General features: G+C 64.3%; 12 protein-coding genes. 7 read left to right on the top strand and 5 right to left on the bottom strand.

Annotated elements, in window-relative coordinates; all coding sequences use genetic code 11:
* Positions 1-46: 46 nt before the first annotated feature.
* A complete protein-coding gene (locus tag B5T_RS09070) occupies positions 47-1144 on the bottom strand; it encodes a GNAT family N-acetyltransferase/peptidase C39 family protein (RefSeq protein WP_014994195.1) in 1098 nt (365 codons plus the stop codon).
* 131 nt (positions 1145-1275) lie between these two features.
* Here B5T_RS09070 and B5T_RS09075 point away from each other — a divergent pair, with 131 nt between their 5' ends.
* Positions 1276-2418: a patatin-like phospholipase family protein gene (locus B5T_RS09075; protein ID WP_014994196.1), complete on the top strand. Its 1143-nt coding sequence runs from the start codon at positions 1276-1278 to the stop codon at positions 2416-2418.
* On the opposite strand, the gene B5T_RS09080 is transcribed toward B5T_RS09075, so the two are convergent.
* On the bottom strand, positions 2405-3205 hold the full coding sequence (locus B5T_RS09080) for a glycerophosphodiester phosphodiesterase (RefSeq protein ID WP_014994197.1): 801 nt from the start codon (positions 3203-3205) through the stop codon (positions 2405-2407). The genes B5T_RS09075 and B5T_RS09080 overlap by 14 nt on opposite strands.
* On the opposite strand from B5T_RS09080, the gene B5T_RS23365 reads away from it, so the two are divergent.
* The 5 genes from B5T_RS23365 to B5T_RS23445 all read left to right on the top strand — a co-directional run bounded on the left by B5T_RS23365 (position 3204) and on the right by B5T_RS23445 (position 9606).
* Positions 3204-3344: a hypothetical protein gene (locus B5T_RS23365; RefSeq protein WP_167321210.1), complete on the top strand. Its 141-nt coding sequence runs from the start codon at positions 3204-3206 to the stop codon at positions 3342-3344. The two genes, B5T_RS09080 and B5T_RS23365, sit on opposite strands and share 2 nt — an antisense overlap.
* Positions 3345-3380: 36 nt before the next feature.
* Complete coding sequence (locus tag B5T_RS09085; protein WP_014994198.1) at positions 3381-4547, top strand: sulfotransferase family protein; 1167 nt, start codon at positions 3381-3383, stop codon at positions 4545-4547.
* Between the two features lie 118 nt (positions 4548-4665).
* Positions 4666-5841, top strand: a complete 1176-nt coding sequence (locus B5T_RS09090; protein ID WP_014994199.1) for a glycosyltransferase — start codon at positions 4666-4668, stop codon at positions 5839-5841.
* Entirely contained in the window at positions 5841-6545 is a 705-nt protein-coding gene (locus B5T_RS09095; RefSeq protein WP_014994200.1) for a polysaccharide deacetylase family protein, read from the top strand. Before B5T_RS09090 ends, B5T_RS09095 begins: the two co-directional genes overlap by 1 nt.
* 334 nt (positions 6546-6879) lie before the next feature.
* Positions 6880-9606, top strand: coding sequence for a CehA/McbA family metallohydrolase (locus B5T_RS23445; protein ID WP_014994201.1), 2727 nt, complete (start codon positions 6880-6882; stop codon positions 9604-9606).
* 263 nt (positions 9607-9869) lie between these two features.
* On the opposite strand, the gene B5T_RS23370 is transcribed toward B5T_RS23445, so the two are convergent.
* Entirely contained in the window at positions 9870-10013 is a 144-nt protein-coding gene (locus B5T_RS23370; RefSeq protein ID WP_167321211.1) for a hypothetical protein, read from the bottom strand.
* A gap of 397 nt (positions 10014-10410) precedes the next feature.
* Positions 10411-11328: a LysR family transcriptional regulator gene (locus B5T_RS09110; RefSeq protein WP_041716962.1), complete on the bottom strand. Its 918-nt coding sequence runs from the start codon at positions 11326-11328 to the stop codon at positions 10411-10413.
* 217 nt (positions 11329-11545) lie between these two features.
* Between B5T_RS09110 and B5T_RS09115 the strand changes: the two genes are divergently transcribed.
* Complete coding sequence (locus B5T_RS09115) at positions 11546-12061, top strand: DUF192 domain-containing protein (RefSeq protein WP_202803039.1); 516 nt, start codon at positions 11546-11548, stop codon at positions 12059-12061.
* Positions 12062-12140: 79 nt separating this feature from the next.
* Here B5T_RS09115 and B5T_RS09120 read toward each other — a convergent pair whose 3' ends face one another.
* Positions 12141-13061, bottom strand: a complete 921-nt coding sequence (locus B5T_RS09120; protein WP_014994204.1) for a LysR family transcriptional regulator — start codon at positions 13059-13061, stop codon at positions 12141-12143.
* Positions 13062-13082 lie beyond the last annotated feature (21 nt).

Consider the following 13082-nt stretch of genomic DNA (forward strand, 5'->3'; position numbering starts at 1 on the left):
TGCACGAACGCAAGGTCTTTTTCTTTTCGCTGTCAACTGTCCACTATCAACTGTCAACTGCCTTTACAATGACTGCGGTGCGCAGCCGTGACTGCCCATAGCGGGCCATTTTGTCGAAGCCGTCGCGGGCGATGGGGATGTATTGGCAGTCCAGGGGGATCTGATCCTCCGCCGGGTCCGGGTCGTGGATGTAGAAGCACTCCCGGTCGCCGCCGGCCACCACCACCCAGTGGGGCGCTTTACGTCCGTCCAGCCGCCAGGTGCTGATCAGCACCATGGCCACTTCACCGTTTTCCAGTGCCTGATCCAGCCGCTCGCTGCCCAGTTCCGCGTAGTGCACCGGAATCGCTTGCGCCTGTGCCTGTTCGACGAAGTGATGGTGGACCGTTTCCATCACCCTTTTCTTGTGCGCATCACGCACCGAATCAAGAAACAGAGGGCCTCGCTGATTGCACCAGACCTCGGCGGCGAGGCCGCGTCGACGGGCGGCCAGGGCCAGGCCGAGCGGGTGGCAGCCGCCATGGCCGGCGGTCATGAAGATGGTGGTGGCTTCGCGCCAGAGCAGCAGTTCCTCACTGTCGCTGGGCGGTTCGCCCTGCAGCGCGGCGCGGGCCATCATCAGGCAGGCGGGGCCGCAGGAGAAGTCGGTGCTCTGCCGGATCCACGGCACCGCCAGCCGCTCGCCACCGTCGGGCCGGTAATGCAGCCGCTTCTGAAAACGCAGCGCATCCTGGTGGTCCTCGTAGTAGTCGGCGGTCTGGCCGAACAGACGGTAACCGCGCCGCTCATAGAGACGAATAGCGGAGGCGTTGTCCTTGCGGACTTCCAGGCGCAGGTAAAGCCGTCGATGACGGTGCGCGTAATGCTCGGCGGCGTCGAGCAACTGCTCGCCGAGCCCTTTGCCACGTTGACTGGGATCCACGGCGATGGAGTAGAGGCGTGCCAGGCGGGTGCCGTTGTACAGCATGACCAGGGCGTAACCGAGCAGACCGCTCTCTTCTTGCTCCGCCACGATCAGGCCGCAAGGGTTCTGGCGCAGCCAATGGCGGAAGCTGCGGCGGGATAGCCGGTCGCTGCTGAAGCAGCGTTGCTCCAGGGCGCACAGGGCGTCCAGATCGTCGGCGCGGGCGGTGCGTAATGCCATTTTAGCGGGTGCTCGTCAGCGGCCGCGGAAGACGACCACGACGGCAGCATAAGACAGCCGAAACAGTGACGCCAGCGGATGACGCTGAGGCATGCCAAAGGCATACTGAGGCGCTTCGAGGAGAACCTTTCATGGCATCACCAATACCCCCGGTGCGGGGGTTGATATTGTCCGGTGGCGGTGCCCGCGCCGCCTATCAGGTCGGGGTATTGCGCGCGGTGGCGGAAATGCTGCCGGCGCAGTCGCGCAATCCGTTTCCGATTATTTGCGGCACCTCCGCCGGTGCCATCAACGCCGCCGGTCTGGCCGCCGGCGCCCACAACTACGCCACCGCGGTGCACAGCCTGGACCGGGTGTGGTCCAACATGACCGCCGAGCAGGTTTACCGCACCGACATTTTTGCGTTCACCAGCAGTCTGCTGCGCTGGGTATTTTCCGCCGCCACCGGCGGTCAGGCCAAGACCCGCAGCGCCTTGCTCGACAACACACCGCTGAAACGGCTGCTGCGCTTGCTGATCAATTTCCAGCGCATTGGCGACAGCGTGGACAAGGGGTATTTGCGGGCGTTGTCGATCACCGCGTCCAGTTACGCCACCGGCGAATCGGTATCGTTTTTCCAGGGCGCCGATGATCTGCAGGAATGGACCCGGGCCCGCCGCCTCGGGCGCCGCTCCGTGATCGGCGTGCAGCACATGCTGGCGTCGGCGGCGATTCCGCTGCTGTTCCCGGCGGAGCAGGTGGACGGCAGTTTTTACGGCGACGGCGCGGTGCGCCAGCTGGCCCCGGTGAGCCCGGCCTTGCATCTGGGTGCCAACCGCCTGTTGGTGATCGGCGTGTCCGGCGGCAACAGTCCGGGACAGCAACAGGCGCTCAGCGGTTATCCCTCCCTGGCCCAGGTGCTCGGGCATGTGTTGAACAGCGTGTTCGTCGATACCCTGGAGGGGGACGTGGAACGGCTCGAACGCATCAATAACACCCTGGCCGTCACCGACGCTGGCCAGAGGCGTCAGCGCGGCATCCAACTGCGGCCCGTGGACGTTCTGAAGATCTATCCCTCCGAGCCCATCGACGAGATCGCGGGCCGGCATTCGCGCGAGCTGCCACGCACCTTGCGGTTCTTCTTGCGCGGTTCCGGTGCGACCCGTTCGCCGGGCGCCGGCGCGCTCAGCTATTTGCTGTTCGAGCCCGGCTTTACCCGCGAACTGATCGAGCTGGGTTATCGGGACGCGATGGCCAGGGAGCAGGAAATCCGCGACTTCTTCAAGGATCCCTGAGGCTCGGGTCCAGCTCGGCCTGGGCGGCGGGGGCCGCCTCCTGGCGTTGACCCTTGCCGCGAAAGTGGGCCAGGAAGCTGGTGGGGAAGTCGGTGATGATGCCGTCCACGCCCAGCCGCGCCAGCCGTTCCGCCTCATTGAGATCGTTGACGGTCCAGGTGGAGACCTTGAGCCCGCGCCGGCGGGCGCTGCGCATCAGCCGTGGCGAGACCAGACTGTGGTGGGGTATCAACCAGCGGCAGCCGAGCGCGGCGGCACGCCGGGTGGGCTGTTGATAGCGATATTCGCTGACATAGCCGCGCTCAAGATGCGGGGCCATGGTGGCGACCATGCGCAGGAAGCCGGTATGGCTGGAGGTGATCACCACCCGCTCACGCAGACCGTCCTGGTCGATCATATGCGTCAACTGATGGGCCAACTGGTGCAGGACGGCGCGGTCGGCGCCCTTCACCTCGAACTGAAAGCGCATGGCCGGCCCACACAGAGCCACCACTTCGCGCAGCGAGGGCACCCCCACGGTGCTGTGCCAACCGGGTGTGTTGACACGGGCGTCCAGCAGATTGAGCTGGGCCAGGGTGAAATGCCGGGCGTGGCCTTTCTGGCCGGTGGTGCGCTTCAGGTCACTGTCGTGCAGAACGATCAGATGGCCGTCGGCGGACAGGCGCACATCCAGCTCGATTTCTCCGGCGCCCGCCGCCACCGCCACCTGAAAGCCCGCCAGGGTATTCTCCGGCGCTTCGCCACGGGCGCCGCGATGGCCGACGATGGTGGGGAAGGGCTGGGACATGGCGGGTATCCTGTACGGTCATAAAAAATTGCCGGGAGCAATAAAAAAGCTGGCGGCATTGTGCAGCGTGCCGGGGAACGCCGCAAGCGTCGGCGCGGGGGTTGCAAAACGTCATAAAACGGTCATTCTTGAGCTCTAGGATCACCGCGAATAGCGTGAATCGGGAAGCCTCCATATGTGGCATGTGGCCAAACTGTACGGGCGGTTGTTCCTGAAATCCTGGAACCCGGATTATCAGGGCAGGGTGGGTGGTTGGTCGCCGCGACGGCTGCTGGCCATGGCGCTGTTCTGGCCCGCTTTCCTGCTGCTGCAGACGATCAATGGCCTGGCTTTGCTGCTGGATCGGGTGCTGTTTCCCCGTTATCGCCAGATCACCGTGCGCGAGCCGCTGTTCGTGGTGGGTATTCCGCGCAGTGGCACCACTTTTCTGCATCGCCTGCTGGCCGGCGATGACCAGCGTTTCACCACCACCTCCCTGTGGGAACTGATCTTCGCACCCTCCATCAGCCAGCGTTACCTGTTTCACGGTATCAGCCTGCTGGACCGCCGGCTGGGCCAGCCGCTGGGCCGGCTGCTGACCTGGCTGGAGCGGCGCCTGCTCGGCGGTCTGGATGATATTCACAAGACCGGGCTGCGTGATCCGGAGGAGGATTACCTGGCGCTGTTGCCGGTGCTGGGCTGTTTCCTGCTGGTGCTGGTGGTGCCGGACGAGCGTCTCTGGCGCCTGACGTTCGCCGACCGTGATCTGCCGGCGGCGGAAAAGCGCCGAATCATGGCGGCCTACCGCCGGTTCGTGCAGCGGCACCTCTATTTCCATGGCGAGGGCCGGGTGTTCCTGTCCAAGAACCCCTCGTTCACGCCCTGGATCCAGGCCCTGGCGGAGACCTTTCCGGACGCCCGTTTCATCGGCTGCCTGCGTAACCCCACTCAATCGGTACCCTCACAGATCAACTCCATCGTCGTCGGCGCCCGCCTTTTCGACGGCCGTGACACCGCCGCCTACTGGCGTGAGGGTTTCATGGCGATGCTCGATTACTACTACCGTCACCTGCTCGACAGCCTCGACGCGCTGCCGCAATCCCGTCAGGCGCTGTCGGTAATGGAGTCACTCGCCGCTGATCCGCGGGACACGGTGGAAGCGTTCTATCGGCGCTTCGGTTGGACGCCTTCGCAGGAGTACCAGAGCTATCTCACCGCCGAGTCGGAACGTGCCCGGCGTTATCGCAGCGGTCATCATTACGATGCCCGCGAACTGGGGTTGGAGGTGGAGCCGTTGCGGCGCACCTTCGGCTGGGTCTATCAGCGTTTTTCATTCCCGCTGCCGGAAGGAGAGAGTGGATGAAAGTGGATTGTCACAAAACCGACATCGGCTCTCACCATACTGTGCCCGCGAACACGCATCGCCCTGGTATCGTCATGATGATGTGCCAGCGCGATGCGTATTCACGAGGCAAAGTCCTATGGTGAAACAAAGCGATTTACGCGTGCTGTTCGTCGTCGACGCCATGAAGGGACGCAATGGGGTCGGTGCCTACTTCCAGGATCTGGTGGCGCATTTGCAGGATCGGGTGGCGCGGGTGGAACTGGTCTCGCCCAGCCTCGAGGATCCGCACCCCTGTCAGGGGGCGTCCATTCCCATTCCCGGCGATGCCACCCAGCGGCTTTTCTTTCCCAAAATGCGTGAGTTGACCGCGCTGATGTGGGAAATGAAACCCCATGTGGTGGTGATCCCCGGTCCCGGGATTTTTTCCCTGGGGGCCTACTGGGCGGCTGGCAAACTGGGTATTCCCGTCTGTGTCACCTTTCAGACCGATTACGACAAGCTGGTGCGGCTCTATTGGGGGCCGCGTCTGGCGCGTCTGGCCGGCGGTTTTCTGAACTGGCTGAACCGGACGTTGTTCCGTGGCAGCAGCGCGGTGGTGACCATCAGCGAGGACATGTTGGCCAAGGCGCGACAGGCCGGCGCCCGCCATCCGCAACTGGTGGGCACGCCGCTGGCGCCGGAATTCGTGCACACGCCGGTGACGCCGCTGGCCGACAGGGTGTCCTCGGTGCTGTATGTGGGCCGGTTGGCGGCGGAGAAGAACATCGACCGCTTCCTGGAACTGGCGGCCGCGCGCCCGGAGCTGACCTTTACCGTGGCCGGGGACGGCCCGCAGCGGGACAAAGTGGAGGCCGCCGCCGAACGCTATCCGAACCTGCGCTATCTGGGCTGGTGCGATCGCGCCACCGTGGTGCGGGCATTGGATGACGCCCAGGTGCTGATCCTGCCTTCCACGGTGGAAGCGTTCGGCACCGTGGCGCTGGAAGCGCTGGCCCGGGAGCGCCTGGTGATCACGGCGCCGGCCTGCGGTATCAATCAATGGCCGGCGCTGGGGGCCGCGCTGGTGGTGCAGGGCCGCGATCAGAGTCTGGCGCAGGCGTTGGCGGAGCTGGAGGCGAAAAGCGCCGGCAGCCGGGCGCTGCGTGCTCGTAGCGGCCGCTCGGCCGCCGTGCTGATGAACGAACAGGCGGTGGGGCACTGGCTGCGGGTACTGGAACAGTGCGCTGGTCAGGCCCAGTCGTTGCCGAAGCCGTGGCCGTCGCCGACCCTGGCGCTGTTGCGGCGGCTTTCCACTCAGGCACGGGTGAGTTGATGGCACCGGTTCTGGTTTCGGTGCATGACGTGATGCCGGAGACCCGCGCCGCGGTGTCGTCGCTGCTCGCCGTGCTGGACCGGCTGCCGGCGCAAGCGGTGACCCTGCTGGTGGTGCCGGGTCGGGATTGGAGAGATGACGACCTTTCCTGGCTGCGTGGTCTGGCGGCGCGCGGGTACCCGCTGGCTGGCCATGGCTGGCGCCATCGCTGCGATCCTCCCCGAAGTCTCTATCACCGTGCGCACAGTGCGCTGCTGTCGCGCGATGTGGCCGAGCATCTGTCCCTGGATGGGGAGGGCGTGGCCGCTCTGATCGGGGAGTGCCATGACTGGTTTGGGCGACACCGGGTTCCGGTCGGTGATCTGTACGTGCCGCCGGCCTGGGCGCTGGGTGCGCTGTCGCGGCGGCAGCGTGCACAGCTGCCATTCCGTTACCTGGAGACCCTGACCGGTATCCACGATCTGCGCGAGAGCCGCTTCCGTCTGTTGCCGTTGCTGGGGTACGAAGCGGACACCCCTGGCCGTGCCCGGGTGTTGCGCCTGTGCAACGCGATTAATCGCGGTCTCGCCGCCGTTACCGGCACGCCGCTGCGTCTGTCGATCCATCCCTTTGATCTGGATTACCACCTGCGCCGCGATCTGCTTGCCGACATCGCCCGGGTCGAACGGCCGCTGGCCTATGACGCCTCGGTCTGGTCACGCTAAGGCCTCAGGCGCCTTCTATTTGCTGTTGGTTCGTTTCCCTCCATCGGGGACAGCGGAGGCGCGTTACGCTTTTGCGGGACCCTGTCGAACAGGGACGTCAAACCGGGAGCCTACAGGGACGTATTCACGGCGATCCCGGAGGGCCTCCGTACAGAGCCGCGCCTCGATGGAGGTAATTATCTCCGTTATTTGGCGATGAACCTTACATTTTCACAACACAGTTACCGGTTTCGATAACCCTGCTGTCATCGGGGCAACATGGGGTGCGCTTAAAGTGCCGCTGGTTTTTAAACCTGGAACCATGGTGCCTGGGCAGGGCAAGGAGTAATCGGCGGTGGAACAAGGTAGCGGGATCAATCGATGGCTTGGCCTGGGGCTGTTGCTGCTGGCGCTTGCCAGTTGCGGAGGTGGAGGTGGTTCGGGGGGCGCCGGCCAGCCGGATGATGGTGGTGGTGACCCGGGCACGCCGCCGGGGCAGGGGGACCCGGATCCTGAGCCGGAACCCGATCCTGAGCCTGAACCGGAACCGGAACCGGAGCCAGAGCCAGAGCCGGTCTATTTCGACCCGGAGTGGCGTAACGAGCCGCTGCCCGCGGCCCCCCTGGAGGCGCCGCGGGGTCAGTGGCTGGCCACCGACACCCATGTCCATACCGATCATTCCTCGGACGGTTCCATGTGGCGCCAGGCCAGCGATGATGCCTTGCCCGGCAATGTGGCGGTGGCCGATCAGATCGGCCAGGCGGCGCGTCAGGACCTGGACTTCCTGGCTTTGACCGACCATCGCACCTATGACCAGCACTGGGACCCGCTGTGGACCTCTGGCGATCTGCTGCTGATCCCCGGAGAGGAGGCCAATGGCCGGCCCCACGCCAATGTTTTCGGCGCCGTGGACACCGTCCTGGACGGCATGGACGGCGCCGAAGGGGCGGAACACCGGCCCACCCAGCAGAGCTTGTGGGACGCCCACGGCCAGGGCGCGGTGTGGCAGTCGAACCACCCGGATCGGGACTGGAGCGATGACGACGGCACGCCCAATGACCACGCCAGCCTGATCGGCGGTGACCTGATCGAGGTCTGGAACATCGCCCAGGACAAGGACGCCCAACTGGGCTATGCCGAGAGCCGCTGGAATCTGGGTATGGAAACCGGCGTCACCGCCAGTTCCGACAACCATTTTCGCGAACTGTGGCTGGGGTTCGGCCCGGGCACGGTGAAGACCCATGTGTTCGCTCCGGCGGTCACCGAGCGGGCGATTCTCGGGGCACTCCGGCGCGGCCATACCGTGTTGAGCCAGGGCGGCGCGCTGGCCCCGTTTCTGACGCTCGAGGCGGACGCCCGGGGCGACGGCGTTTTCGAGGCGTTACCCGGCGACGCGGTGGTGGCGCCGGCGGGGCAGCCGGTGACGCTGCGATTGAGAGTGCGGCGGGGGCTGGCGCACCGTCTGCGACTGTATGCGGCGCCGGGCAGGGAGGCCGGTCCTCTGGCCACCTTCCGGCCCTCCTCCTCCGATGACACCTTCGTGACCACGGTGAGCCGGCCCGAGGGCGATGCGCCTTACTGGGTTTATGCCGAAGTCACCGATTTGCTGGGTGTGCGCAAAGCGCTGACCTCGCCGGTATTTCTGCGTGCCTCCGAGGCGGGCGGAGCGCCACAAGGGGAACGGGCGGTGCCGGCGTCCTTGGAATGGCAAGACGGCGCCGCGTTGGCGTTGGGGGAACGCGGCGTCTTCACCGGCTTTGCCGATGTGGCCGAAACAGAGGACGGCGTGCCTCTGGTGGTGGCCGAACGCCACGACGCCGAGGGAACCGACATCCTGTTCCGGCGCGGTGATCAGGCCGAGCTGGTGGTGCTCAATGCGCTGGCGGGCGCCGCACGCTTCCCCCGCATCGCCACCGGCGGCGGCCGGGTGTGGGTGATCTGGCAGGATGAGCGTCGCGGGCAGCAACCGCGCCGGCCGCAGATCATTCTGCGCGGTTCCAGCGACGGTGGTTTGACCTGGGAACCGGAGGTGCTTCTGAGCGCCACCGAGGGACGGGCGATCCGGCCGGCATTGGCGGTGCTTGCCGACGGAACGCCGGTGGTGGCGTGGAGCGACAACACCCGGCGTTGCTTTGATCTGATGGTACAGATCGGCATTGACGGCGCTGCGGAGTCACTCAGTAGCGACAAGGTCTGTGAGGGTGGTCATGCGCTGGATACCCGCAGTACCCGTGATCCCGCCTCTCTGCACCCGGCGCTGACGGTGCTGGCGGACGACACCGTGGTGGTGGTGTTCCAGGACAATCGCTTCGACGTCAATCCGGGCTGGACCGGACAAACCGGTTTTTACGATGGACTGGAAGGGCTTGATCGTACCGATCCGGACAATTGGGAGATCGTCGCCCGCCGGCGCGACCCGGACAGTGGTGTCTGGTCGCCGCTGGTTCGGGTCTCCAACAACGGCAGCCCGGATGACGCCTTCATCGAAACCGCGCTGGCGGATCGCCACCCGAGTCTGGTCGCGGACGGCAACGGCCGCCTGATCGCCGCCTGGGACGCCAAGGTGCTGCGCAGCGCCGGGGTCAACAGCGCGATTCTGGCCAGTGTGTCCGAGGATCAGGGCTTGAGTTGGTCGGAACCGGTGCCGGTGGGCAGCAATGATCAAGCCATGAGCCAGAGGCCGACGCTGGCGGTCCGCGGTGACGGCGCGATTCAGGCTGTTTGGATGGACACCCGGGACAGCGACTGGCGCCATCGTTTATGGGGGAGTAGCTGGCGCGCGGAGACGGGCTGGAGCCCGGCGCGGCGGCTGTCCGGTACGGGCAACGCGGTTTGGCCCCGGGCGGCCGGTGACCAGGTGGTGTTTGCGTCGGACCGGGGTGCCCTGGCGCAGCGGGATCCCACTTGGAGGGTGTTTTATCGCGTCGCCGACAGCGCGGTGGGCGAAACGCCCTCGCTGCTGACCGGAACCCGGAGCGCCGCCAGCGATACCCTGGCCGGCTGGCGTCAGCGCTGGCTGGATCGGGCCCGGGCGATGCCTTCGCCGGAGACGCTGGATCATGATCATCCTCATCCGCACTGAGAGGGAAGATAAGTCGTCGGGAGCCATTGGTGTTTGCTGGTACGCAACACGCTTACACGCAACACGCTGGCACGCTAAGCCATTCGCGGCTAAAGCCGCTCCCACAGACGGGACTTCGAGGCCACCTCTGAAGTCATGTCACCAAAACCCGCAAGCAGGCTCCGACTTTAGCGTGTCAGCGTGTTGCGTGTATGCGTGCCAGCAACGGCCCGGTCATAAAAAAGCCCACCGCTATGCGGTGGGCCAGAGCCCCCGATATGGCGTCAGGCAGAAAAAACGACAGCGCTTTGGGAGAAGGGCAAAGAAAGGGATGGAGCGGGCTCGTGGGCACGCGTCGAGGTGGTGGCGCCGAGCAGATAGATCAGCGCGGATGCCAGCAGCAGTTTGTGAAGCAAGCGGTCAGTCATGATATGAACCTCCCTGTGAGGCCTCCTTGTTTGGAGGGCCAGAATGGCTGCGCATGGGGGCATCGAATGGAACCGTCTGGCCATTTCCAGTGGATCCGGCCGGGTTCCTTCGAGACTGCTCCGGCGGGGGTAGTGCCGGCTCGGGAGTCGGTAAAAACTCCGGGACCTGCGTGGGAGCTCATCCGCTCCCGTATCGCCCGTGCGCCTTGTTCAGTCGTGTCTTGCTGCAACCTGTATCGCCCGGTCCCTCGGGCCTCACCTCCGATCTCTAACCGAAGGTTCTGCTCTTCAAGCTACGCTTATGGAGGGATAAAGAAAAGAAAAAAGAATGAAAAATGATCACCGCCCCATAGCCGGGTCGGGCCACCGGGGCAGCGTGGGTATGTTAAACAGGGGCTCAGGCGCGTAGGCGTTCAGGATTTTCCCGGGGGCGCAGCTGATTCTCGATGAACTGCACGAAAACCCGGGTTTTCGCCGGTATTAATTGGCGGCCACCGTAGATCACATAGAAACTGAGCCGGGGCATTTCGTAATCGGGCAGGACTTTGACCAATTCACCCCGACGCAGGTGCTCGGCGATGTCCCACTCGCTTTTCAGGGCCAGCCCGTGGCCGTCCAGCAGCCACTGCTTGAGCTGTTCGCTGTTATCGGTGATCTTGTGCGGCGCCACCTTGATGGTGTGGGTGCCGCCACGGGGATCGCGCAGTACCCAGCGATCGCGGAAGGCGCCGTGGCAATCGAGTATCAGGCAGTCGTGCTGATGCAGTTCCCGCGGATGGGCAGGCGCCGGACGCCGTGCCAGATAGTCCGGCGCGGCGCACAGGCAACACGGATGAGTGATCAGTCTGCGTGCCACCAGCGACTGGTCGATGGGCTCACCGGGCGAGATCACCACATCCACACCGGAGCGGAACAGATCTTCCGGCGCGTCGCCCAGTTGCAGCTGGATGGAGACCTCCGGATAACGGGCGCTGAATTCCGACAGCAGCGGCGCCACCCGGTGGCGCCCCAGCGCGATGGAGGAAACCACTTTCAGGGTGCCGGTGGGGTGGTCCAGCCGCGACATTGGCTCACCGAGAATCGGGGTCAGTTCCGGCAGCATGTGGTCGAGGCTTTCGAACAGTTCACGACCATGCTCGGTAAGATGGAAGCCGCGGGCGCTGCGGGCCAGCAGGCGCAGCTTCATGTGCTGTTCCAGTTGCGAGAGATACTTGCTGATCGCCGCCGCGGACATGCCGAGAACCCTGGAGGCTTCCGACAGGGTGCCGGCTTTTACCACGGCGAGAAAGAGGCTGAAGTCTGGCGTCCGTTTCATCATTCTTATCCTTCGTTCCGCACTTGTTTGTTGTTATGCGCGGAGGTGTGCCGACGGAGAAGCCTTTCTCCGCCTGGAGGGTCCTTGATGCACACCTCAGGAAAGCGAATTCAGTTGACTATATCACAAAACAACTTTTTGAATACAATTGTGCACATAAGTAATTAACCCGGCAATAAGACATTGCCATGTTAACAACCATGGGAGAATCAACGCCTTGATAGCAAGGACTATCCATCGATGGATTCCGGTCAGGTTGCTGGCGGTCGGGTTGGCGGTGATGGTGTCCCTGGGGATGGCCGTGGAAGTGCCGCCGGGGCATATGGTGCTGTGCGTGGATGGCGTGCCGCAGCGGATACTGGTGGAACTGGCGGATACCGGTGAAGAGCGAGCCCGTGGTCTGATGGAGCGGGATAACCTGGGTGAGTTCAAAGGCATGTTGTTCCGGTATGAACGGCCACAGCCGGCGGTTAATGGTTTCTGGATGTTCAATACACACATTCCGCTGGATATCGCGTTCCTGGGCCGGAACGGTGAAATTCTGACGATTCACACCATGGAACCCTGTCTTCACCGTGACCCTTACTCCTGTCCCGTGTATCGCTCCGCTGCCCGCTATTCAAGTGCCCTGGAAGTGAATGCCGGTTTTTTCGCCCGCCACGGCGTGACGCCGGGCAGCCGGGTCAGACCGGCGAATTACGCCATGGAATGCAGTTCCGATTCAATCAAGTAGCCGGACTCCTCATCGCCAAAATCCGGTTTTAGCCCGGTGTTATCAGCCCAGGTTGCCTGCTCGTCAACAAAGGCCAGGGTTAGCGGCTTTTCTGTGGCACGGTATCCAGCAGGTAATCGATAAACAGACGGACTGGCCGGGAAAGCAGCCGGTCCCTGGCGTACAGCAGAGAAAATGGCCGTGCACAACCGCCATGGGGCACCAGCACTTGGTGTAACTCGCCCCGTGCCAGCGGCTCCTCCACCAGAAACCGGTAGGTTTGGTACAGTCCGGCCCCGGCACGGGCCAACTGGATACCGGCATTGACATCCTCCCGGCACTGATAATCGCCGTCGGTGAACATCGCGGTTTCCTCGCCGTTTTCCATAAACAACCAGGCCACATGCCGGCCGGTACTGGGCAACAGGAACTGTATGCATTGATGCGCGGCAAGGTCACTCAGAGACCGGGGCTCCCCCCGCTCGGTCAGATAGTCCGGCGACGCCACCACCACCAGGTCGGCCTGCTCCAGAGGGCGGGCAACCAGACCACTGTCCGCTGGTGGCCGGGCGCGCACCACCAGATCATAACGCTCCGCCACCAGATCCACGTTGCGGTTACCCACATGGATGTCAAAGCGTACCCGGGGATAACGCCGCTGAAACGCTGGCAGCAAGGGAAGAATCCGGGCATGGCCATAGGTGGTTGGCACGCTGAGCCGGATGGTGCCGGCCGGGTGTTGCTGAGCGCCGGTAAGCTCCAGCTCCACGTCTTGCAAGCGGCCCAGGGCCTCCCGGCAGTGCAACAGGTAGGTCTGGCCGCTATCGGTAAGCCGCAGGGAGCGGGTGGTGCGCACAAACAAGCGTACCCCCAGCCGGGCCTCCAGCCGAGCCATGGCCCGGCTCACCGCCGCCGGCGAGATGCCCGCGGCCTGCGCCGCCCCGGTAAAACTGCCCTGTTCCGCGGCCAGGCAGAACAATTCAATACCACCCAGTTCCACATTGCCGAAATAGCGCGCCATTGATTACACCATGTAATAGTT

Source organism: Alloalcanivorax dieselolei B5 (assembly GCF_000300005.1).
Taxonomy (GTDB): Bacteria; Pseudomonadota; Gammaproteobacteria; order Pseudomonadales; family Alcanivoracaceae; genus Alloalcanivorax; species Alloalcanivorax dieselolei.

What these genes read in the sequence shown, in the direction of transcription:
- B5T_RS09110 (WP_041716962.1), bottom strand. Translation starts at nt 11,328, where the DNA reads ATGAAACGGACGCCAGACTTCAGCCTCTTTCTCGCCGTGGTAAAAGCC.
- B5T_RS09075 (WP_014994196.1), top strand. Translation starts at nt 1,276, where the DNA reads ATGGCATCACCAATACCCCCGGTGCGGGGGTTGATATTGTCCGGTGGC.
- B5T_RS23370 (WP_167321211.1), bottom strand. Translation starts at nt 10,013, where the DNA reads ATGACTGACCGCTTGCTTCACAAACTGCTGCTGGCATCCGCGCTGATC.
- B5T_RS09080 (WP_014994197.1), bottom strand. Translation starts at nt 3,205, where the DNA reads ATGTCCCAGCCCTTCCCCACCATCGTCGGCCATCGCGGCGCCCGTGGC.
- B5T_RS09085 (WP_014994198.1), top strand. Translation starts at nt 3,381, where the DNA reads ATGTGGCATGTGGCCAAACTGTACGGGCGGTTGTTCCTGAAATCCTGG.
- B5T_RS09070 (WP_014994195.1), bottom strand. Translation starts at nt 1,144, where the DNA reads ATGGCATTACGCACCGCCCGCGCCGACGATCTGGACGCCCTGTGCGCC.
- B5T_RS09120 (WP_014994204.1), bottom strand. Translation starts at nt 13,061, where the DNA reads ATGGCGCGCTATTTCGGCAATGTGGAACTGGGTGGTATTGAATTGTTC.
- B5T_RS09090 (WP_014994199.1), top strand. Translation starts at nt 4,666, where the DNA reads ATGGTGAAACAAAGCGATTTACGCGTGCTGTTCGTCGTCGACGCCATG.
- B5T_RS23365 (WP_167321210.1), top strand. Translation starts at nt 3,204, where the DNA reads ATGGCGGGTATCCTGTACGGTCATAAAAAATTGCCGGGAGCAATAAAA.
- B5T_RS09095 (WP_014994200.1), top strand. Translation starts at nt 5,841, where the DNA reads ATGGCACCGGTTCTGGTTTCGGTGCATGACGTGATGCCGGAGACCCGC.